20 protein-coding genes are annotated in these 20,899 nt (G+C 58.8%); 8 read left to right on the top strand and 12 right to left on the bottom strand.

Going from position 1 to position 20,899, the window contains the following annotated elements; all coding sequences use genetic code 11:
• Positions 1 to 188: 188 nt before the first annotated feature.
• From MESS4_RS12680 to MESS4_RS12665, 4 genes are all read left to right on the top strand, one after another.
• The gene (locus tag MESS4_RS12680) at positions 189 to 1,415 is read left to right on the top strand and encodes an ROK family transcriptional regulator (RefSeq protein WP_006330864.1); all 1,227 of its coding nucleotides are present in this window, start codon (positions 189 to 191) and stop codon (positions 1,413 to 1,415) included.
• Positions 1,416 to 1,862 (top strand): RbsD/FucU domain-containing protein, encoded by a 447-nt coding sequence (locus tag MESS4_RS12675; protein WP_006330863.1) that lies wholly within the window; start codon positions 1,416 to 1,418, stop codon positions 1,860 to 1,862.
• Complete coding sequence (locus MESS4_RS12670) at positions 1,859 to 2,782, top strand: carbohydrate kinase (protein ID WP_006330862.1); 924 nt, start codon at positions 1,859 to 1,861, stop codon at positions 2,780 to 2,782. Before MESS4_RS12675 ends, MESS4_RS12670 begins: the two co-directional genes overlap by 4 nt.
• 270 nt (positions 2,783 to 3,052) lie before the next feature.
• A complete protein-coding gene (locus MESS4_RS12665) occupies positions 3,053 to 4,195 on the top strand; it encodes a DegT/DnrJ/EryC1/StrS aminotransferase family protein (RefSeq protein ID WP_006330861.1) in 1,143 nt (380 codons plus the stop codon).
• Positions 4,196 to 4,308: 113 nt separating this feature from the next.
• Here MESS4_RS12665 and MESS4_RS12660 read toward each other — a convergent pair whose 3' ends face one another.
• The 5 genes from MESS4_RS12660 to cysD all read right to left on the bottom strand — a co-directional run bounded on the left by MESS4_RS12660 (position 4,309) and on the right by cysD (position 8,774).
• Positions 4,309 to 4,737, bottom strand: a complete 429-nt coding sequence (locus MESS4_RS12660; protein ID WP_006330860.1) for a type II toxin-antitoxin system VapC family toxin — start codon at positions 4,735 to 4,737, stop codon at positions 4,309 to 4,311.
• Positions 4,737 to 4,976, bottom strand: a complete 240-nt coding sequence (locus MESS4_RS12655; RefSeq protein WP_006330858.1) for a type II toxin-antitoxin system VapB family antitoxin — start codon at positions 4,974 to 4,976, stop codon at positions 4,737 to 4,739. Before MESS4_RS12655 ends, MESS4_RS12660 begins: the two co-directional genes overlap by 1 nt.
• Before the next feature lie 153 nt (positions 4,977 to 5,129).
• Entirely contained in the window at positions 5,130 to 5,918 is a 789-nt protein-coding gene (gene cysQ / locus MESS4_RS12650) for a 3'(2'),5'-bisphosphate nucleotidase CysQ (protein ID WP_006330856.1), read from the bottom strand.
• Between the two features lie 10 nt (positions 5,919 to 5,928).
• On the bottom strand, positions 5,929 to 7,866 hold the full coding sequence (cysN, locus tag MESS4_RS12645) for a sulfate adenylyltransferase subunit CysN (protein WP_006330854.1): 1,938 nt from the start codon (positions 7,864 to 7,866) through the stop codon (positions 5,929 to 5,931).
• 2 nt (positions 7,867 to 7,868) lie between these two features.
• On the bottom strand, positions 7,869 to 8,774 hold the full coding sequence (gene cysD / locus MESS4_RS12640; RefSeq protein ID WP_006330853.1) for a sulfate adenylyltransferase subunit CysD: 906 nt from the start codon (positions 8,772 to 8,774) through the stop codon (positions 7,869 to 7,871).
• 414 nt (positions 8,775 to 9,188) lie between these two features.
• Between cysD and MESS4_RS34510 the strand changes: the two genes are divergently transcribed.
• From MESS4_RS34510 to MESS4_RS12630, 3 genes are read left to right on the top strand one after another with little or no spacing between them, the layout of a single operon-like run.
• Positions 9,189 to 9,383 carry a hypothetical protein gene (locus MESS4_RS34510; RefSeq protein ID WP_006330852.1) on the top strand — a complete coding sequence of 65 codons (195 nt, stop codon included), beginning with the start codon at positions 9,189 to 9,191 and terminating at the stop codon, positions 9,381 to 9,383.
• Positions 9,376 to 10,566, top strand: a complete 1,191-nt coding sequence (locus MESS4_RS12635) for an O-antigen ligase (RefSeq protein ID WP_006330851.1) — start codon at positions 9,376 to 9,378, stop codon at positions 10,564 to 10,566. Before MESS4_RS34510 ends, MESS4_RS12635 begins: the two co-directional genes overlap by 8 nt.
• Positions 10,567 to 10,570: 4 nt before the next feature.
• Positions 10,571 to 11,521: an NAD-dependent epimerase/dehydratase family protein gene (locus MESS4_RS12630; protein ID WP_006330850.1), complete on the top strand. Its 951-nt coding sequence runs from the start codon at positions 10,571 to 10,573 to the stop codon at positions 11,519 to 11,521.
• Here the strand turns inward: MESS4_RS12630 and MESS4_RS12625 are convergent.
• The 7 genes from MESS4_RS12625 to MESS4_RS12595 form a co-directional block, all read right to left on the bottom strand.
• Entirely contained in the window at positions 11,509 to 12,048 is a 540-nt protein-coding gene (locus MESS4_RS12625) for a sugar transferase (RefSeq protein ID WP_006330849.1), read from the bottom strand. The two genes, MESS4_RS12630 and MESS4_RS12625, sit on opposite strands and share 13 nt — an antisense overlap.
• A 158-nt stretch (positions 12,049 to 12,206) precedes the next feature.
• Entirely contained in the window at positions 12,207 to 13,139 is a 933-nt protein-coding gene (locus tag MESS4_RS12620) for a glycosyltransferase family 2 protein (RefSeq protein WP_006330845.1), read from the bottom strand.
• 51 nt (positions 13,140 to 13,190) lie between these two features.
• Positions 13,191 to 15,194: a nucleoside-diphosphate sugar epimerase/dehydratase gene (locus MESS4_RS12615; RefSeq protein ID WP_006330837.1), complete on the bottom strand. Its 2,004-nt coding sequence runs from the start codon at positions 15,192 to 15,194 to the stop codon at positions 13,191 to 13,193.
• A gap of 199 nt (positions 15,195 to 15,393) precedes the next feature.
• On the bottom strand, positions 15,394 to 16,146 hold the full coding sequence (locus MESS4_RS12610; RefSeq protein ID WP_006330833.1) for an ABC transporter ATP-binding protein: 753 nt from the start codon (positions 16,144 to 16,146) through the stop codon (positions 15,394 to 15,396).
• Positions 16,147 to 16,149: 3 nt separating this feature from the next.
• Positions 16,150 to 16,941, bottom strand: a complete 792-nt coding sequence (locus tag MESS4_RS12605) for an ABC transporter permease (RefSeq protein WP_036241170.1) — start codon at positions 16,939 to 16,941, stop codon at positions 16,150 to 16,152.
• Positions 16,942 to 17,082: 141 nt separating this feature from the next.
• Positions 17,083 to 19,104, bottom strand: a complete 2,022-nt coding sequence (locus MESS4_RS32120; RefSeq protein ID WP_081609706.1) for a glycosyltransferase — start codon at positions 19,102 to 19,104, stop codon at positions 17,083 to 17,085.
• Between the two features lie 421 nt (positions 19,105 to 19,525).
• Positions 19,526 to 19,741, bottom strand: a complete 216-nt coding sequence (locus MESS4_RS12595) for a hypothetical protein (protein ID WP_157385564.1) — start codon at positions 19,739 to 19,741, stop codon at positions 19,526 to 19,528.
• A gap of 154 nt (positions 19,742 to 19,895) precedes the next feature.
• On the opposite strand from MESS4_RS12595, the gene MESS4_RS12590 reads away from it, so the two are divergent.
• Positions 19,896 to 20,894 (top strand): glycosyltransferase domain-containing protein, encoded by a 999-nt coding sequence (locus MESS4_RS12590; RefSeq protein ID WP_081609705.1) that lies wholly within the window; start codon positions 19,896 to 19,898, stop codon positions 20,892 to 20,894.
• Positions 20,895 to 20,899 lie beyond the last annotated feature (5 nt).

Genomic DNA, 20,899 nt, shown 5'->3' with positions numbered 1-20,899 from the left:
CGGACACCGGCCAACCGGTTTCCGCACAGGCACCCGACGAAATTCTCCCAGCGCGGGCGCCGTTGCCAACAGACACCAGCCCGGGGTTTCTGTCAATAATTAAATCACTCTTATTTATTATTGACAGCCTTGCATCGTTCACTCATTCTGGACCAAAAGCATTGAGGGGAAACGACGGGAGGAACAGGGTGGAGACCGGCATTGCGAGGCACGGTTCGCCCGAGGCAGCCGAAAGCCAAATTCACCGCGGCACCAATCAGAGTGGCATGCGGGACCACAATGAGCGGCTGGTGCTGTCGCTGGTGCGCCAGCACGGCAGCCTGGCCAAGTCCGACATCGCTCGCATGACCGGGCTTTCGGCGCAGACGGTTTCCGTCATCATGCGCGAACTCGAGCAGGATAGCCTGCTGGTGCGCCAGGCGCCGCTGCGCGGCAAGATCGGCCAGCCCTCCATCCCGATGGCGCTCAATCCTGAAGGCGCCTTTTTCATCGGCCTGAAGATCGGCCGCCGCAGCGCCGAACTCGTACTGATCGATTTCCTTGGCAATGTGCGCTCGATGCTGCAGCACTCCTACCGCTATCCGGCACCGCGCGAGACGGTGGAGTTCGTCACTTCCGGCATGAAGAAGATGCGCGGGGAGCTGACCCCGGCTCAGGACAAGCGCATTGCCGGACTTGGCATCGCCATGCCGTTCGAGCTGTGGAACTGGGCCGACACCGCCGGTGCGCCACGCGACGTCATGGACGAGTGGCGCCACCGCGACATCCGCGCCGACATCCAGGCGCAATGCGAATTTCCGGTCTACCTGCAGAACGACGCCACTTCGGCCTGCGGCGCCGAGCTGGTCTTCGGCCAGGCGGGTGCGGCGCGCGACTTCGTCTATTTCTACATCGGCGCCTTTGCCGGCGGCGGCATCGTGCTCAACGGCCGGCTTTTCGGCGGGCCGACCGGCAATGCCGGCGCGCTCGGCTCGATGCCGGTGCCCGGACCGGACGGCAAGCCGACCCAATTGATCGACGTGGCATCGATCGCCATGCTGGAAAAGGCGCTCAACGCGCGCGGCGTCGAGGCCTCGCATCTGTGGACATCGCCGCAGGACTGGGGCGAGATCGGCGTCGAACTCGACGACTGGATCGCCAGCGCCTCCGAGGCGCTCGCCTATGCCATTGTGGCGGCGGCCTCGGTCATCGATTTCGAGGCGGCGGTGATCGACGGATGGATGCCATTGGCGGTGCGACGGCGCCTCGTCGAGGCCGTCGTCGAGGCCGTCGTCAAGATCGACTGCGAAGGCCTGAAGCTGCCAGCCGTGCGCGAGGGTACGGTCGGCATTCATGCACGTGCGCTGGGCGGCGCCAGCCTGCCGCTTTCCGAGCGCTTCCTGATCGGATCGACCACGATTTCCAGGAGCACCTGAATGCTGATCGGCATCCCGGCGCTGCTCGGGCCGGAGCTCCTGGCGACGCTGCGTGCCATGGGCCATGGCGACGAGATCGCGCTCGTCGATGGCAACTACCCGGCGGAAGAGCAGGCAAACCGGCTCATCCGCGCCGATGGCCATCATCTCGTTCCGATGCTCGATGCCATATTGAGCGTGTTGCCAGTGGACGACACCGTGCCGGAGGCGCTGTTTCGCGCCTCGGTCAAGGGCGACCCCTCGCTTGCCGATCCCGTTCATCACGAGATGGAGGCGACCTGCGCCCGACGCGCGCCGGGCCGCAATGTGGTTGCGCTGGCCGGCGCCGACTTCTATGCACGCGTCAGGTCCGCGCACGCGATCGTCGCGACGAGCGAGCCCAGGCTCTACGCCAACATCATCATCCGCAAGGGCGTGATCTATCCGCCGGAGAACAGGAAATCATGATCCTTTGCTGCGGCGAAGCCCTCATCGACATGCTGCCTCGCGCCACCACCGATGGGGAGCCGGCCTTTGCCCCTTATGTTGGCGGCGCGGTGTTCAACTCGGCCATCGCGCTTGGCCGGCTCGGTGCGCCGGCCGGGTTCTTTTCCGGCCTGTCGTCGGATCTGTTCGGCGGTCAGCTCCGGGACGCGCTGGGGGCGAGCAAGGTCAGTTCCACCTATGCGCATACGTCGCCGCGGCCGACGACGCTTGCCTTCGTGCGACTCACCAACGGCCAGGCGACCTACACTTTCTACGACGAGAACACGGCCGGTCGCATGCTGACCACCGACGACCTGCCGGAGCTCGGCAGCGAGATCGAAGCCATGCTGTTCGGCGCCATCAGCCTGATCTCGGAGCCGGCTGGATCGACCTATGAGGAGTTCATGCGGCGCGAGCACGAGCGCCGCTTGATGATGCTCGATCCCAACATCCGGCCGAATTTCATCCCCGACAAGGCCAGGCACCTCAGGCGCATCCGCTCCATGATGGCGATGGCCGATATCGTGAAGCTCTCCGATGAGGATCTCAACTGGTTCGGCGAAGCCGGCTCGCACGAGGACGTTGTCCGCAACTGGCTGGATCGTGGCCCGAAGCTGATCGTCGTCACCCATGGCGCGGAAGGCGCCGTCGGTTACACCAGCGAGCACAAGGTCACGGTCGTGCCGGACAAGGTCACGGTGGTCGACACGGTCGGCGCCGGCGACACGTTCAACGCCGGCATCCTGGCCTCGCTGCATGAACAAGGCATGCAGTCGAAGACGGCAATTGCCACGCTTTCGGAAGATGCCATCCGCCAGGCGCTGGAGCTCGGCGCCAAGGCCGCGGCGGTGACGGTGGCGCGAGCCGGCGCCAATCCGCCCTGGCGGCATGAAATCGCCTGAGCTGGCTGAGAACCCCCGAAGCAGCGCCGGCTCTACGATCACTTTATGTTTCGCAGGATCGGAAGGATGCGATTGAAAGGGCTGGCAACGGCTTGCAAAGGCCGGATTTCCGCCATCTTGCCAAGACAGGCTCGAAACCAGAGGTAACAGGCTGCGACGCCTAGGCAATTCGCCGTTTAGCCGGTTCGGCTTTCTCGGTTGCGCCAAGTCTGGTACCAGCGGCCAATTATCTGGCTAACCCGCCGACCATCTGGCTAGAACGAGGCCGACATGCAGTTCATCGATCTTGGCGCGCAGCGCGAACGCATTCGCGACCGGCTGAAAGCCGCGATCGACCGCGTCGTCGACGACGGCCGCTACATACTCGGGCCAGAGGTCACCGAATTCGAGAACAAGCTTGCCGCCTATATCGGCACCAAGCATGTCGTTGCCTGCGCCAACGGCACCGACGCGCTGCTCTTGCCGCTGTTAGCGGCCGGCATTGGCCCAGGTGACGCGGTGTTCGTGCCGAGCTTCACCTTCGCCGCCACGGCGGAAGTGGTGGCATTGGCCAAGGCCGAACCGGTCTTCGTCGATGTCGACCCGGTTACCTACAATATCGATATCGCCAGCCTCGAGGCGGCGATCACGATGATCAAGAAGGAAGGCCGGCTTAAGCCGAAGGCGATCATTCCGGTTGACCTGTTCGGCCTTGCCGCCGACTACGAGGCGATCATGGCGATCGCCAATCGCGAAGGGCTGATGGTGATCGAGGACGCCGCCCAGGCGATCGGTGGCTCCATCGACGGCAAGATGTGCGGTTCGTTCGGCACGGTCGGCTCGACCAGCTTCTACCCGGCCAAGCCGCTTGGTTGCTATGGCGACGGCGGCGCGATGTTCACCAATGACGATGCGCTGGCCGAGCAGTTGCGGTCGTTCGCCTTCCATGGCAAGGGCGAAACGCAGTATGACAATGTCCGTGTCGGCATCAATTCGCGGCTCGACACGCTGCAGGCGGCGATCCTGATCGAGAAGCTGGCCATTCTCGAAGACGAGATGGTTGCCCGGCAAGCGGTTGCGAAGCGCTATGGCGAGGGCCTGGGCGACATCGTCAAGGCGGCGCGCAACAGCGATGGAGGCCGCTCCGCCTGGGCGCAATACGCGATCGAAACGCCGAAGCGCGACGGCCTGAAGGCGCATCTCGGCGAAAAGGGCATTCCCTCGGTCATCTATTACGTGAAGCCGCTGCATGCCCAAGTCGCCTATCGCGACTATCCGCGCTCGCCGACCGGCCTTGCCGTTTCGGAGGACCTGCCGAAGCGGATTCTGTGCCTGCCCATGCATCCTTATCTGAGCGAGGCCGACCAGGACCGGATCATCGAGACGATCCGCAACTATATCGGCTCGAATTCGGCGCACGTCGCCGCCGCGTAGAGCTACGCGTGAGCGTTCGAGTGATACTCCAACGAGTTCGTTGACATCTTGTTGCGACGACGCGCTTCCTCGGCGCCAGCGCATGGCGGAAGCCGCCCTTCTCTTCCGAGATCTCAGGTCTTGGCACCCACAGTCGCGACATCGGTAAGCGCAAATCCCGCATCTATGGTCAGGATCGGCGCCCGGTAGGATTTCGCGGTGGCATAATGGAAGCAGTCGGCAAGATTGAGCGCACTATTCCGTTCAGCGTCCGGATAGCGGTGCCGTCCATAGCGATCGAAGGCTTGCAGCGCGGCGGTCAACTCACGGCTCGAAATCGCCAGAACCTGGACCCCAGCCGCTTCAAGGAACTCTTGCACTCGCGCTTCAGCTTCTGCCATCGGAATGCGCTTTTTGCGAAACAGCCCAACAGTCGCTTCCCATGCAGCCACGACCGATGTGATCGGCGGCGGCGAGCGCGCGGCATCGAGCGCCGCCGCAAGGCCCTCGGCCTCAGGCTCTTCGGTCAGAATTGCGATGATTGCCGACGCATCGACGAACATCAGTGGTCACCGCTGAGGTCATCGAAAAACGCCCTGTCCGCCGCGAGGCCGGTGTCCGGATAGGCCGCGATTTTCGCGCGCAAAGGCTTCAGTCGCTCCCACAGAGGGATCGCCTCCTCGGCACGGCGCAATTCGTTCTCCAGGGCCAACTTCACGGCGGCCGTTTTGTTCAAGCGCGTGCGCGCCGCCAGCTTTTCGGCAAGCGCGTTTACCTCTTCACTGCGAATGTTGAGCGGCATAGCGAATTCTCCTGCGTGTAGACGTAAATATAACAACGCCAACACGTGATGGCAATCGGGCCGTCAGGAGAGCATCGGCGGCGGATTACGGGAACGTTGCCAAAGAAGAACCCGTTCTTGGGGCCATCGCCTGATTGCCCCACGCTATAGTCGTCAGGTTGGCCCGGCTGCCTTGCCGCTGGCTATGAAATGCGGGTTGGCGAAATCCTCATCGTCGCTCTGGTCGCGCTTGCCATAGGTGAGCGGCTTGCCATCCAGAGTGCGCGTCATGCCGCCGGCTGCGCGCAGCACTGCATCGCCGGCCGCCGTGTCCCACTCCATGGTGCGGCCGAAACGCGGATAGACGTCGGCCTCGGCACCAGCGACGAGACAGAATTTCAGCGACGAGCCGATCGAGACGATCTCGGCGGCGCCGAGGTCACGGATATAGGCGTCGGTCTCCGGCGTGTTGTGCGACCGGCTGGCGACGATGGTCAGTGGCACCAGACCCTTCCTGGCCGAAATCGGCCGGCGGCCTGTGATCTGATAGTCGTCATTGACTTCGATCGATTCCGCCCTGCCCGACCGGCCGGAAAAGAAACGTCCGGTGCAGGGCGCGAAGACGACGCCGATTTCCGGCACGCCGTGGCGAACCAGCGCGATGTTGACGGTGAAGTCGGTCCGGCGGTTGACGAACTCCTTGGTGCCGTCGAGCGGGTCCACCAGGAAGAAGGCGTCGCCGAGATCCGGCGGCATGATGCCGGCCGCCGCCTCTTCCTCGGCCACGCAAGCGATGTCGGGGAATGCGGCGCGCAGCCCGGTGAGAATGATCTTCTCGCTCTCGCGATCAGCCTCGGTCACCGGCGAGGAGTCGGATTTCCGGTCGACCGCGCAGCCGGCATTGAAAACGCGCATCACCTCGCGTCCTGCCGCCAAGGCAAGATGCTCGAAAAGGTCGAGCATCTGCCCGTCGTCAGATGCCGCCGCCGTTGTCGTACTGGTCTTCTGCAATGTCACGCTCGTTCAGCCAGAGTTCCAGGGCCTCTACCATCTCCTCGGCCGACTTGCCGAGTGTCCTGAGATGGATTTCGGGATTTTCCGGAGCCTCGTATGGTGAATCGACGCCGGTGAAATTCTTGATCTCGCCATTCAGCGCCCGCGCATAGAGGCCCTTGGGATCGCGCCTGGCGCATTCCTCGAAGGGCGTATCGACGAAGACTTCGACGAATTCGCCGTCAGCCATCAATTCGCGCGCCATGCGCCGCTCGGCGCTGAACGGCGAAATGAAGGAAACGATGACGATCAGCCCGGCGTCGGCCATCAGGCGCGCCACTTCCGCAACACGGCGAATGTTCTCGACGCGATCGGCGTCGGTGAAGCCGAGATCGCGATTAAGCCCGTGACGGACATTGTCGCCATCCAGGATGTAGGTATGGCGGCCGGTGGCGAAAAGTTTCTTCTCGAAAAGGTTGGCGATGGTCGACTTGCCCGAGCCCGAGAGCCCGGTGAACCAGAACACGGCGGACCGCTGGTTCTTCATGTCGGCACGGCCGCGCTTGCCGACATCGAGTGACTGCCAGTGGATGTTTTCAGCGCGGCGCAGCGAATGCAGGATCATGCCGGCGCCGACCGTGGCGTTGGTGATGCGATCGATCAGGATGAAGGCGCCGGTCGTGCGGTTCTCGCCGAACGTGTCGAAGGCGATCGGCGCCCGCGTCGAGAGGTTGCAGATGCCGACTTCGTTCATTTCGAGCGACTTGGCCGCCTCATGGGCGAAGTCGTTGACATTGACGCGATATTTCAGGTCGGTGACGGTGGCGCTGGTCTGGTCGGTTTCCGTGCGCAGGATGTAGGAGCGGCCCGGCAACAGCGCGTGCTCGTCGAACCAGACGATGTTGGCGGCGAACTGGTCGGCGACCTGCGGCCGCGCTGTCGGCGACACCAGCATGTTGCCGCGCGAGACCTCGACCTCGTCATCGAGGACAAGGGTGATGGCCTGGCCGGCCACCGCTTGGTTCAGATCGCCGCCATGCGCGACGATGCGCCTGACGTGAGAAGATTTGCCGGATTTGGCGACAACGACCTCATCGCCTCGTGAAATCGAACCGGACGCGATCGTGCCGGCAAAACCGCGAAAGTCGAGGTTGGGTCGGTTCACATACTGCACCGGAAAACGAAACGGCAGCTCGGCCGCGGCTTCGTCGACCGACACGGTTTCGAGGTGCTCGATCAGCGTCGGCCCGGAGTACCATGGCGTGTTGTCGGAGCGGCCGGTGACGTTGTCGCCGTAGCGGGCCGACATCGGGATCGGCACGATGGTCTCGAAGCCGAGCTTGTGCGAGAACTGCCGATAGTCCTCGATGATGCGTTCGAAGACGGCCTTGTCGAAGCCGACGAGATCGATCTTGTTGACGGCCAGAACGACGTGCCGGATGCCGAGCAGCGAGGCGATGATCGAATGGCGCCTGGTCTGGCGCAGCACACCTTGGCGAGCGTCGATCAGCACGATGGCCAGATCCGCGGTCGATGCGCCGGTGGCCATGTTGCGCGTGTACTGTTCGTGGCCGGGCGTGTCGGCAACGATGAATTTGCGTTTCGGCGTGGCGAAGAAGCGATAGGCGACGTCGATGGTGATGCCCTGCTCGCGCTCGGCCTCGAGGCCGTCGACCAGCAGCGCGAAATCGATGTCGTCGCCGGTCGTGCCGTGCTTGCGCGAGTCGCGCTCGAGGGCGGCGAGTTGGTCCTCGAAAATCTGCTTGGTATCGGACAAAAGGCGGCCGATCAGCGTCGACTTGCCATCGTCGACCGAACCGCAGGTCAGGAAGCGCAGCAGCGACTTCTTCTCCTGCGCCGCCAGATAGTCGCGGACGCCGTCGGTGGGGGCGAGGCTCTTGGCCATGATGTGGCGCATGCTCAGAAATACCCCTCGCGCTTCTTTTTCTCCATTGAGCCGGCTTCATCGCGGTCGATCAGACGACCCTGCCGCTCGGAGGTGCGTGCGGTGAGCATTTCGCCGACAATCGCCTCCAGCGTGTCGGCATCCGATTCGATCGCGCCGGTCAGCGGATAGCAACCGAGGGTACGGAAGCGCACCAGCCGGTTCTCGACCGTCTCGCCGGGTCGCAATTGCATGCGCTCGTCGTCCTTGAGAATGAGCATGCCGTCGCGCTCGACGACCGGGCGCTCCTTGGCAAAATAGAGCGGCACGATCGGGATGTCTTCCTGCAGAATGTACTGCCAGATGTCGAGTTCGGTCCAGTTGGACAGCGGAAACACCCGGATCGATTCGCCAGAGGCGATGCGGGTGTTGAATATCTTCCACATCTCCGGCCGCTGGTTCTTCGGATCCCAGACGTGCTGGGCGTTGCGGAAGGAGAAGATCCGCTCCTTGGCGCGCGACTTCTCCTCGTCGCGGCGGGCGCCGCCAAAGGCTGCATCGAAGCCATACTTGTCGAGCGCCTGCCGCAGCGCCACGGTCTTCATCACATGGGTGTGGGTGTTCGAGCCATGGTCGAAGGGATTGATGTTGTCGCGCACGCCATCTTCGTTGACATGGACCAGCAGGTCGAAGCCGAGCTTTTGCGCCATCTTATCGCGAAAGGCGATCATCTCACGGAACTTCCAGGTCGTGTCGACATGGAGAAAGGGAAAGGGCGGCTTGGCTGGGTAGAACGCCTTCATCGCCAGATGCATCAGCACGGATGAATCCTTGCCAACGGAGTAGAGCATGACGGGCTTGGCGAAGGCTGCCGCAACTTCGCGAAAAATATGGATGGATTCGGCTTCAAGCCGCTGAAGATGCGTGAGCGCGATGTTCATGGACTGTGAGCGTTCTCTCGTGCCATCCAGACCTTGCATCGGGCGCAGTTCGCGGCCGCCCGGTTCAGCTTCACTTCTGGACAATCTTGTTTTCGTGCAGGCGTTCTAGCAGATCGCCATTGTTTATAACAATGCAAGACAGGTCTGCCGCAAAGTGGTTCGGGAATGAATCTTCTACTCAAGACCCGGAACTCGGAAATTCCTACTCACCGAACTGACAAGCTTGGTAGGCCGAGAAAAATATTGCCTGAATGGGCGGTACGATCGTCAATCGGTTCCGGGCGGTTCCGGGCCTGCACTGACGCATGAACGACACTGCCAATTTTTGACGGTAGCCCGTCCTGCCGGACTATCGAAAATCAGCCTCAGCCGCTATACCGGTCCCCGGAATTCAACCACCGCGCGTGGCATCACGTGCGCGACATCCTGAAGATCATCGCACCAGCCACGGCCAAACCAGATACTTGTCCTAAAGACCCCTTGCGGAATGCGACCTACAACCTTGAGCTGGCTTTCATCGATAAAACAGCAATTCACACCCTCGCGGCTCAATATTTACTTTTCCGTTCTCTGTTTCTTTTCTCCTCCCGTTTTGGGATCGGTGGTTAGCTTCGTATTCAATGGCGGCGGCCTGTGGTCGACCTTGCTGGTTGCCCTGAAGAGACGGCGCTTCAATGTCGATCAGCCGATGGTCGCCCTTACCGCAGCGATCTATGCCTATTGCGGGGCCATTATTCTTGCTTCGATCGTCAACAACTCGATCGCGAGGGATGCGGCGCATCTTGTGCCGCTGATCACCTTCCTGTTTTTCCCCTTCTCTTACTCGGTCTGGAGCATTTCGCAGAAAACCACCCTTGCACGCATCATCATACTCAGCAGCATGGCCGCCTGCTTCGGCGCCTTGCTGCTGACAGGCATCCAGTACTATTGGCTTGGCATGGTAAGGGTTGAAGGCGCGGCTGGAAATCCGATCGTGTTCGCGACGGTCACCTGCCTCAGCGTCATGGTATGCATGGCTGGCGCCTTGTCGGGCATCGAAAGGAACCGCAGCCTTCTCGTCTGCGCGGCGCTGGCCGGGACAATCGCCATCCTCTATACCGGTTCGCGGATCATGTGGCTGGCGATACTGATCGCGGGCATCGCGGTACTGCTGATCCACCGGCGGAAGCTCAGGAGCAGAAACGCTCGTCGCCTGTTGCTGATATCGGGCGCGGTCGGTCTCGCGATCGCTGCCCTTGGATTCCACATCATATTGGATCGAGCCGAGTTCCTCCGCTCCGACTGGGAAGCACTCGCGGCGCATGGCGACCACAACACCGCCTTGGGATTTCGCGTTGCCATGTGGCAAATCGGCCTCGACGCATTTCGCGAAATGCCGTTTTTCGGACATGGGGTGGGAGCGACCTCGCGCCTGATAAAGCAGGGCTTCCATGACCAATTCGGCATGGACAAAGGCTTCAGCCACTTCCACAACGGCTTTCTGACCGCGTTGGTGGAGGCGGGAATCCTGGGAGCCGTGGCGCTGGCGTCGATATTTGTCGTTGCCGCCAGAAACGCAGCCAGGGTGCTGCGCATCAGTGCCGATCCGGTCGAGCGGTTCGGCGCCACCATGATCGTCATTGTAGTGATCACCTATCTCACAGGCGGAATGGTCGGCATTCTGGTCGGTCATGATATTCTGGATTCGGTGCTGATGATCTTCCTGGTGTCCGGGACCTATCTTGCGTCAGGACGCACCCTTCCGGTCATGGAAGAGCAGACGCCTCCCGCGGCATCGACGGTCATTGGCTAAGGCGATGAAGGTGTTGGTGACAGGCGCCACGGGGTTCATAGGGAGCCTTGTCGTGCAACAGCTTCGCCAGGCCCAGATCGAGGTCCGGATCGCCTCCCGACACCCGCAGCCCGGCGCGGCACACGACGTCGTCCAGCTGCCGAATTTCGACGCGCCCGCGCAGACCTTCCTGGCGATCACGAAAGACGTCACGCATGTCGTTCATTGCGCCGGGCTGAACAATGATCGGGGCAATGCGACCGAAGCCGATTATTTGAATGCCAATGCCGAATTGACCGGCCAGCTCGCACGCGCCGCAGCGGTAGAGGCCAGCGGACGCCTGGTTTACCTGTCGTCGATCCGGGCCGTGGTCGGCGCCGGCTTCAGCGGAACGATCAACGAAAAGATGGCCCCTGCCCCGCAATGCGCCTATGGGCGTTCGAAACGCGAAGGCGAGATCAGGATGCTGGAGGCCTATGCATCGTCCGGCCGTCGCGATGCCACAGCGCTGCGCCTGCCGCAGGTCTACGGATCTGGCATGGGGGGAACTCTGGCGATGCTGATGCGCCTGGCCGACACCGCCCTGCCATTGCCCGCAGCTACCCTGGCGGGCGTCCGTTTATTGATATCGTCCGAGGCGGCGGCACGGGCGGTCCTGCACCTGCTGAGCCGTCCAGGCCCGCTTCGCCCGGTCTATGTCGCAAGCGATCTGTCGCCGATTTCGATCGCGGCCATCATCGAAGCCTTTCGGCAAGGCTTTGGGCGACCGAAGCGCCTGGTTGCCTTGCCTGCCGGCCTGATGCAACCGGTCGCGTCGTTGCTGGGAAAACGCACATTCTGGGACAGCTTGAGCGCGACGCAGATATGCGATCCGTCGTTGCTCATTTCGGAAGCCTGGTCGCCTGAAACCGATACATTCCAACGGCTGAGCGAAGTGGCGCGGAGCTCCAAACTTCGACCTGCTCAACCTCGATAGAACGTTCCCAGCAAGATCCGGAGGTCGAGGCCGAACGACGATGCCTTGAGATAGGCGGCATCGGTTTCGGCACAGAGTGCCGGATCGGACATGTCGATGGACCGGATCTGGGCCAGGCCGGTTATGCCCGGAAGCAGCGACGACACGCCCAATTCCCGGCGACGTTCAATGAGTTCCGTCTGCGTGGGCAGACATGGACGTGGCCCGACCAGGCTCATCTCGCCCTTCAGGACATTCCAGAGCTGCGGCAGTTCATCGACCTTGAACCGCCGCAGGAACCTGCCGACCGTCGTGACTGATTTTGCCGGCGCCTCGTGCGTGGGCAATGACGGCGTTCCCAGAACCATCGTTCTGAGCTTATGACAGCGAAAAAGCCTGCCATTGCGGCCGACCCGCGTTTGAGAAAAGAGCGCCGGCCCTGGCGACGACAACCGAATTGCCAGGCCGGCAAGCAACAGGACCGGCGAGGTGATCAGCAACAACAGCGCCGCCACCACGAAGTCGAAGATCCGCTTCGCCGCCTTCATGGATGCCCGACAATGCTCCCTGCCCAAGATAAATGCTTCATTCCAGAAACGCTGTGGCCCGGCCCGGGTTAAAACAAGGGAGGCTTTTGGAAAAGACGCACCTTTGTTTTATGCATGTCGTGGCCCCAAAACCGCTGCGCACTTTTGGGCGACATGCATCAAATCCGGCCCGCGACGACTGACAGATAAAGTCCGAATGTTCCAAAAGACGTCTGCCGATAGACGCCACTCCTGCGCAACAGGCTCAGGCGGTTCAAAACATTGCCTTTTCGTGACTGTGTGAACAGGCTGAGACAGGCGGCCGCATCTGTCGTGAGAAGATCCCGATTGGCGGCCAGGCCATTGAGATTCTCATCTGTCCAACGGGCAAACCCGCCATTCAGCAGATGATCGAGCCGGGAAAATCGTGCCCGCCATGAAACATTGGCTCCGACCAGATTCGCCTCATGCTGGCGATAGCGCACCAGAGGGCGCCGCTCATAGCGAACAACGCCGCCGGCAGCTGTTACGATGAGATAGGCCCACCAATCGTGACTGACGAAATGCGTCCTTGACGAGGCCTTGGCCAGCAGGTCGCGCGCCGCCCGGTTGAGCAGAATCGTGTTGCCGCCAGCAATGCTTTGCACGAGAGCGTTGCGGAAGGACGGCGGCCGCTGGAACAGCGGCGAACAGCCGACCATGGTTCCGGTTTCGGACATGGTCGCGGTTCTGGAGCAAAACATGAGCGGGATGGTTGCATCCAGCGTCTGCATCCAACGAAGCGCGCTCTCCAGCCTGTCAGGCTCCCAGATGTCGTCCTGGTCGCAAAAGGCATAGCAATCCGCCTCGATCCGCGGATCGACGATCATCGAGCGAAAATTGGCGGCGAAACCTTGGCGGGGCCCGTCAACCAGCGTCAAGCGACCCTTGTCCCAGCGGGTTTTCCATGCGTCGACGATGGCGGTCGTGCCGTCGATCGACCCATCGTCGGAGACCCACAGGTCGATGGCGGAATGCGACTGCGCTAGCAGAGAGCTCAGCTGTTCTTCAATGAAAGCCGCGCCGTCCTTCGTGCCCATCAACACGGCCACGCGCTGATCTTGCTTGCTCACGAGCCTGGTATCGTCTGCAAATGCCTGAGAGCGATCATGGGATTGTTCGCTTCACCCAGCGTGTCCAACTGTTTTCGGACTTGTTTGCCGATATCCTTCGCCCGGTGATTTTTCCGCCTCATGAAAGCCGCACAGCGCTACAAGGGCCGAGGCCTTGTCCTGGTTCCTCACCGCCGTCTCCAGCGCCGTGAGAGCAGCCTTGACCCGCGGCCATTCGATGACATCGGTCCTCAGGCCAAAAATCTTCGAGGTGCTGAGTTCGACGACCTCCTCATTTTCGCCGTGAAGCGTTTCATGGAGTTTTTCGCCTGGCCTGATCCCGGTGAACCGGATGGGAATATCCGTATAGGGGTTCTTTCCGGCCATGCGGATCATCGTCTCGGCAACTTCAAGGATGGGCACCGGCTTGCCCATGTCGAGCATATAGACGGCATAGTCGTCCCTGCCCTGCCGCAACGCCGCATCGGCCGCCGACATGATGACGAGGTCGACGGCTTCGGCCACCGTCATGAAATAGCGCGTCATGCGCCGGTCCGTAATGGTGAGCGGCCCACCAGCCTCGATCTGCGCCTGGAATATGGTCGCCACCGATCCGTTGCTGCCAAAGACGTTGCCGAACCGGACAGCAATGAACTTGGTGCCGGAGTGAAGCCCACCGGCGCGAGGCCCGTTTGGCGGGGTCGCGTGCGTTTCGTGCAGGGCGCTCACGATCTGCTCGGCGGCCCGTTTTGTCATGCCAAGCACCGACGACGGATCCACTGCCTTGTCACTCGAGACAAGCACGAATTGCGGAACCCCGCACTTGGCCGCGACCTCCGCACAGACAAGCGTTCCGAAAACGTTGGTCTGGATCGCCGAGTCCCAGTTTTCCTCGAGCAAGGGGACGTGCTTGAGCGCGGCGGCGTGAAAGATGATGTCGGGTTTGAATTCGCTGACGACACGCGTCATCTGCCGCCGGTCCGCCACGTCGATGATGCGGGCCTTGAGACGATGGTGCTCCTTCTCGTCGATATACTGGCTCAACTGGAAAATTCCGAACTCGGAGAGGTCGGCAACCAGAACCGCCTCGGCGCCCAGTTCCAGCGACCGTCTGACCAGCGTTCGCCCAATCGAACCGGCGCCGCCCGTCACCAGGACACGCTTGCCATGGATAAAAGTGCCGATGCGTTCAATGTCGGAAGGCACCGCCGGACGACGCAGGATGGTTTCCATCTCGACGGCGTCGAGAACCAGCTTTCCTCCCTGCCCCAGTTCGGAAAACCCTGAGAACTGCAGGACGGCTATGCCACTATGCCGGGCGACACGGACCAGCTCCGAATATTCCTCGATCTCCCGCCCGGCTCCATTGCCGAAGATCAGCATGTCGAGACTTTTCGTGCCCCTTATGTAGTCCTCCAGAAATTCCGTCAAACGAGGCCGGATTGCCACCACCGGAACCCCCTGGATTCGGGTGCGCAACGGCGCGTCGTTCTCGATCGCCATGATGCCCGCTATGGAATAATCCCCAGGCTCCGCCGCGCGCGTAAAGCGGATGATCAGATCCGCCTCGCCGAGCCTGCCGACAAAGAGGGCTTGCCTGGTCAACCCCTTGTCGGCGGCCCTCTTCATGATGCCCCAACTCGCTCCATCGCGAAGAAACCGGTAGAAGAGCCGAGGCGCCGATATGATTGTGAAGGACACAAGGAAGAAGACGATGAACTGGCGCTCGTTGAGGCCCGTCACCGGCTTGAAGAAACGAAACGTGAGCAAGGCGCAATAGAGCGCGACGGTCAAAATCGCGCAGCTCTTCAGGATGTTGAAAAAGTCAGGGGTCGAGGCGAAGCGCCAGACCGTGTTGTCGAGGCCGCAATATCTGAACAGCAAATGGCTGAAAACGACGATGCACGCCCAGGTGGTCAGGCCCTCATAGGAAAAAGCCTCGAAAGAGAGGTTGGACCGCGACAAAACCAGACTGAGCGCGACCGCGACCAGGACCATGACTGCGTCCTGGATCATGATAAAAAAGCGCCGCATGTCCGGCCGAAGTCCGAATACGGCTTCCAGGTATGAATTCATTGCGCGGCACTACACTCCAGGATCGAGGACCGGCCGCCAGCGTGATGCAACCACGAAGTTCATTTCGCCGCTGATCACGTTGGTTTGTCGTGCCAATCCCCTCCCACCGGTTGTATCGCATACTGCGGAGTCGCAGTCATCGCCAGAGATTTTTTTGAAGGCTATCCGGTTAGAGGATGGCGCCTTCGAGCCGATGTTTTCATTGCGCCCCATTCGAGAAATATTGTTCTGTGACAGTTTCAACAGGCCCATCCATTCGAATATGACCATGTTCAAGCCAAATTACTCGAGTGCAGTTCCGTAAAATCAGGTCCTTTGAGTGGCTTGCCAGGATCAAGATTTTGGTCGAATTCACAATATCACTGAGGCGCTTGTTTGCGCGGGTCTTAAAATCTTCATCCCCCGTGGAGAGCCACTCATCCATGACCAATATCTCCGGTCGAATCGACGTCGACGTTGCAAAGGCGAGCCTCAATTGCATACCCGACGAGTAGGTTCTAACGGGCATGTCCAGAAATTCACCAAGACCAGAGAACTCTGCAATATCATCAAAACGCTCACGCAGTGACGATGGCGTCATTCCCATCATCGCCGCCCTGAGACGGATATTTTCCCGTCCTGTGGCTTCAGGATCTATCCCTAGTCCAATGTTTATGAGTGAAACGCATTCGCCATCGATCGTGGCGCGTCCTGAGCTTGGGGTGTAGATCTTGGACAGGACGCGGAGCAAGGTGGTCTTTCCCGATCCATTGTGACCAACCAGTCCGATTCGCTCGCCATCAACCACCTCAAAGCTGACATCCTGCAGCCCTCGGACAACAACATGGCCCCCATTCTGCCGTTCGATGGCGCCGCCAGTTGCCACGTTGATCACGCGATTTTTCAATGAGCGGTTGGCCGCGTTGAAAACCGGAAACTCGACTGAAACGTCACTTAACTGGATATTGGCCATCGGTTAAAGCCAGTATGGGACACGAGCGCGGAACCGCCCGAAAAAAACAACCGCCAACAGCCACCCGACAAGAGCCAGCACTATCGCAACTTCCCAGCTTCTTGCCTCAGGCATCTGGCCAAGCAGCGGATCGCGCACCAGCGACACCAAATGAAAGAAAGGATTGAACTCGATGATGTATCGCGGTGCGCCTTCCGGTAGCGTTTTTGCGGCCCACATAACCGGCGTCAGGTAGAACGTGACCTGAAGCAGATTTTGGACGATGAGCGTCATGTCTCGAAACCGTGCGCAAACCACCGCGAGTACCAGCATCATCCAGAGGATGTTTATTGATACCAGTAAGAATCCAGGAAGAGCCCATAGGGCAGACCAAGACAAGGGCGCTTGGACCATCAGAACTATTACCGGGAAAATCACAAGATTGTGAGCAAATATTATCGCGTTTCTCCAAATAGAGCGCATCACATGCGTGAACAACGGCATCTTGATTTGTAGAATTATTCCTTCCGCGCTAATAAAGCTTGTACATCCGTCACTTAGAGAAGATGAGATAAATCCCCATACAATCAATCCCGCGCATATAAATGGCAGAAACTCCTGCATTGGGGACCGGAAAAGTGTCCCGAATATCAGACCGAGCGCACCAATGAGCACGCCCATATTGATGGTCAGCCAGAATGCCCCGATCCGCGAGCGGCGATACCTCTGAGCAATGTCTTGCCACCCGAAAGTCGTCGCCAGATGATAGCGACGCAATCCCTCACCAATGTCATCAATTGCGCCGGATGTGTCCATCAACCTCCTCATAGGCGGCCTCGAATGTGCCGTCGTGAAAGTTGTGCACCATTGCGGAGGGTACCAGCCCCGGCAGCCAAACGTGGCAACAAATCCGGAATCATTCTTTCCAAACGACCCAATGTGCGACCGTTGCAAAACCTAAACTGGCGCACCAATGACCTCTTCCATCGCAGAAAAAGAAGCTTTGACTGACAGGCTCTGTGCGGTTCGGCGTCCCTCCTCGACCAACCTTTTCCGAAGCACAGGATTCTCAAGAAGGCGCATGACTGCGTTCTTTGCCGAAGCAATGTCGCCGCGTTCAACAACCAAACTGTTGTGCTCGTGTCGAACAAACTCCGTCGCGCCGTTGACTTTGCCGACCACCACCGCACACCCACAAGCCATCGCCTCCAGCGCCGGCAAGCAAAAACTTTCCACGTGGCTCATCTTGAGCAAGATATCGCAGGACGAGTAGATTTCCGGCATCTCGTTCTGAGGCACAGCCTTGAAGACGCGGTCCAAACGCCATTCCACCGGAACTATTCCGTCGCTGGCCACCAGCCAAATATCCACATCGAGGTCTCTTACGGCAGCGTAAGCGTCCGCCACGCCTTTCCAAGGCACGGAAAGTGGTCCTTCAATCAACACACGGGGCCTGCCTACAGAGCGCAGACCCCTACTTTCCACAAAGACATCGAGATCAATACCGTTTGCCACCAAGGCAGCTTTCTGACCGAACTCCCGATCCAGGAATTCACGAACCCACGACGCTATTGTCACAAACTCGAAGTCCTGACGATACGTTGAGGCAACCATCGCCTTGGTTTCGGTGTCATCGTAGAAAAAACGCTCATCCGATTGAACAAAATATATCTTCCGGTCTGCCTTCAGGCTCTTCAATATATGTGCCGTTGTCCAAAAGGTGGAAATAGCTATATCTACGTTCTCTAGAAACTGATTTGAATCTTCAAACCCATTAATGATGGGAACAGGCCACATTTCTGTCCAAGAGTTTGCAACGGCATTCAAACCAAAATTAATAATAGTCACATCATGGCCGAAAGCCATCAAATTTTGTGCATGATGCATTACAACCGACAATCCGCCTGAAACACCTACGCCACCAATCAGGAAAACTATCTTCTTGGGCACAGGTCCTTTGATCGAATACTGGCTTAAAACCTCCTTGGCCCACTTCTGGTCATCTTTCTTGAAGTTGATTTCGTTGTTGCCTGCGTGTAATCGCAGCGTTGTAAGAATATTAGGCAGAGCAATAAATTTTGCACCGTAAAAAGCCAGCCGCGCCCACAGTTCGTGATCCTCACGATAACGCATGGCAGGTTTCAGGAAGCCAGCTTTAATAAAATACGCGCGTCGAACGGACACCGTGCTTTGGCACGGGAAGCAAATGTTTTTGAGCTCTTCGGGGGTAGATTGCGGGCTGAATACAACTTGTCCGTCACTCAATCCGTCAACAATTCTCGATCCATCGATTTTAGCACGCCACGCGCCATATACGACATCGTTACCATTACTCATGGCTGAAAGCGTTATCTCAAGCCTGTCTCGATCAGCAATATCATCACTGTCCAGAAATGAGATATATTCACCCCTCGATTCCAATATCCCTTTATTTCGACCACGCACTGCGGTGCCGGAGCTTTTTGGAAAGTGGAAAACTCTAACCTTCGATAGCGATTTATATCTATCTACAATATCCAATGTTGACTTTGGAGATCCGTCTGTCACAAGAATAAGCTCAAAGCTTTGATATGACTGATTCAATATAGAGTCGATGGCCTCACGTAGTAAATCAGTACGATCGTAAATTGGGATGACGACCGAAAAAACCGTCTGACCTACCTCCAATTGATCGCCATGCGACCTTACTAAAGGAATTATTTTTCCAGAATCCCAATAATTGAATACAATATTTCCAAGTCTTGTGTGTATCTTGGGAGATACGAACGATATAATCTTATGTATTGCTCGGCGCTTCTCAATACCTATCGGCAAGCGACGATAATAAACATATAATCTGTGCAGAACGGAAACCACGAACACCCTGGGATAGGCGTAAACCCTGGAAGCCAGCGACTTCGCTTTCGGCGCCGCTACGCTAGCTGCTTGCGGGCAGGGTGCAGGATTGGGCAGATTTTCCGGTGACTGAAGCTTGTTCATGTTCGAAGCCTGCCAAGCCTCCTCGACGAGGCGACGATATACAACCTGTTCCGACGATTGCCGCCGATCGAGCGCATTTCATCCGAATGTCGTGATAAATTTCGCCGTTGACGGGCCGGAGTTGCGGGGCTGCGTGCCTTGGTCGGATGGTCGCCTGTGGATATGTCCTTCACGACGCAGTAACGACGATCAAGCACTTGGCTTGTGTCCAGGATATGACACGTGAATCCGCTCAAGTTGATCTCACCGCTCCCGCCAGGCGGCAGGAGCCGCAACGGCCAAAATTCGCGTCGTCTTGCATGGTCGCGGCGACATGGAGGATTTTGAAGGCAATATCAAGGGCCGAGATAGGACTTCCTCACTTCGGCGAAGATACAATGGCGGAGGATCGCCGGCGCGCGGGTGCTTGCGGCCGCAACGGCTACGCGACCGGTATCGACGCTGGCAGTGGCAAAGGCAAGTCCGGGGTGATTGAGCATTCGGCGGTTTCCAAGACATAGGCATCGGTGGGCGCGTCCGACCTGTTGATCGACCGGATATGGCTCTTTACGCCAAGATGGCCAATGATCATCACCAGATACAAACCCGCTTCGGAGCCTATGCGCTTGAGCGGAGCCTGTCGGTCGCTCATAAGCATGTCCCATGTCCCTTGGAAGAGATCCAGAACCGACGAGAAGGGAGAACATTTTGATCTGTGTCTCGCCAGTGCGCGTCTCGCCAACGCCGGTTTCGATTCGGCTTGATCGAAGTTCAGAGGATTCCGATCACTCCGGCTCGGTGAAGGTGGCTCGATGAAACGTCAAGTCACAAAGTCATTTTGTGTCTATATGACGATGATAGGAAAGTACGAGCAGCTCAACGATCAGCCGGTCGCGTCGTGTTCAAAAATTCCCTTTGTGTGCTTAACCGATGATCCCGATCTGAAGAGCGATACATGGCAAATTCGACTGGTTTTGCCCACCTTCGGGATGGACCCAATTCGAAGCCAGCGTGACCTAAAGCTTCGCCCTCACCTCCACTTGCCCGATTTCGACGGGTCACTCTATATCGATAACACCGTAATTCTCAAGGAAACGCCGGAAACGATCGTTGAACGATATTGGAGTGAATCCGGGTTCAGCGTTGCCGCTCACAGTTTTCGAGAAACTGTACTGGACGAATTTGTCGAGGTGTCTCGGCTTGGTCTGGACGATCAGAGCCGAATCTTTGAACAGCTCAATCACTATCAGATTGAGTGTCCGGAAGTGCTGCTGGAAAAGCCGTTTTGGGGCGGAATCCTATTGCGCGACCATACCGACCCGACTGTGTGCAACATGCTGGAGATATGGAACGCGCATGTTCAACGATATGCTCGACGCGATCAGTTATCGATGAACTACGCGTTTCGAAAAGCTGAACTGAAACCAGAGGTCATGCACATCGACAATTTGGACTCCTGGTTCCATGGACGTTGGCTTGACAACGATCGCGATCTCGAGAATGGCATGCGGCTCCCCTTCGCGTCGCTGATGCCACTGGAGGATCGTCTTCGCGAACTTGAAACCGCCCTGGCGCAACAACGCGAGGCGCTGGCCGAGCAAGCCCGAATCCACAGCAAAAATTTGACCGATCAGGCGCGAGAATTCGCTTCTATCATCAATGCAAAAATAAGCCGATTGAGGGCGATCAGGGCTTCGAAAAGCTGGAGAACGGCGAGATATCTGAGCCACCTTGTGCGCCGTTATCCGCGATTGACTACCTTTGTCCGGTACTTTTTCGAACGGTTTCTGGAAAGGCGAAAGACCTCCTAGATGTT

Origin of the sequence: Mesorhizobium sp. STM 4661 (assembly GCF_000359125.1) — a bacterium.
In the GTDB taxonomy this organism is placed as follows: Bacteria; Pseudomonadota; Alphaproteobacteria; order Rhizobiales; family Rhizobiaceae; genus Mesorhizobium.
The sequence above is the reverse complement of the archived record's forward strand: the minus strand, read 5'-3'. Positions and strand labels throughout refer to the sequence as shown.

Excerpts from the sequence above, each read along its gene's own strand:
- MESS4_RS32120 (WP_081609706.1), bottom strand. The coding sequence starts at position 19,104 with ATGAACAAGCTTCAGTCACCGGAAAATCTGCCCAATCCTGCACCCTGC.
- MESS4_RS12675 (WP_006330863.1), top strand. The coding sequence starts at position 1,416 with ATGCTGATCGGCATCCCGGCGCTGCTCGGGCCGGAGCTCCTGGCGACG.
- MESS4_RS12630 (WP_006330850.1), top strand. The coding sequence starts at position 10,571 with ATGAAGGTGTTGGTGACAGGCGCCACGGGGTTCATAGGGAGCCTTGTC.
- MESS4_RS12615 (WP_006330837.1), bottom strand. The coding sequence starts at position 15,194 with ATGAATTCATACCTGGAAGCCGTATTCGGACTTCGGCCGGACATGCGG.
- MESS4_RS12590 (WP_081609705.1), top strand. The coding sequence starts at position 19,896 with ATGAAACGTCAAGTCACAAAGTCATTTTGTGTCTATATGACGATGATA.
- MESS4_RS12660 (WP_006330860.1), bottom strand. The coding sequence starts at position 4,737 with ATGTTCGTCGATGCGTCGGCAATCATCGCAATTCTGACCGAAGAGCCT.
- cysQ (WP_006330856.1), bottom strand. The coding sequence starts at position 5,918 with ATGCTCGACCTTTTCGAGCATCTTGCCTTGGCGGCAGGACGCGAGGTG.
- MESS4_RS12595 (WP_157385564.1), bottom strand. The coding sequence starts at position 19,741 with ATGCTTATGAGCGACCGACAGGCTCCGCTCAAGCGCATAGGCTCCGAA.
- MESS4_RS12610 (WP_006330833.1), bottom strand. The coding sequence starts at position 16,146 with ATGGCCAATATCCAGTTAAGTGACGTTTCAGTCGAGTTTCCGGTTTTC.
- MESS4_RS12605 (WP_036241170.1), bottom strand. The coding sequence starts at position 16,941 with ATGGACACATCCGGCGCAATTGATGACATTGGTGAGGGATTGCGTCGC.
- MESS4_RS12655 (WP_006330858.1), bottom strand. The coding sequence starts at position 4,976 with ATGCCGCTCAACATTCGCAGTGAAGAGGTAAACGCGCTTGCCGAAAAG.
- MESS4_RS12670 (WP_006330862.1), top strand. The coding sequence starts at position 1,859 with ATGATCCTTTGCTGCGGCGAAGCCCTCATCGACATGCTGCCTCGCGCC.
- cysD (WP_006330853.1), bottom strand. The coding sequence starts at position 8,774 with ATGAACATCGCGCTCACGCATCTTCAGCGGCTTGAAGCCGAATCCATC.
- cysN (WP_006330854.1), bottom strand. The coding sequence starts at position 7,866 with ATGCGCCACATCATGGCCAAGAGCCTCGCCCCCACCGACGGCGTCCGC.
- MESS4_RS12625 (WP_006330849.1), bottom strand. The coding sequence starts at position 12,048 with ATGAAGGCGGCGAAGCGGATCTTCGACTTCGTGGTGGCGGCGCTGTTG.
- MESS4_RS12665 (WP_006330861.1), top strand. The coding sequence starts at position 3,053 with ATGCAGTTCATCGATCTTGGCGCGCAGCGCGAACGCATTCGCGACCGG.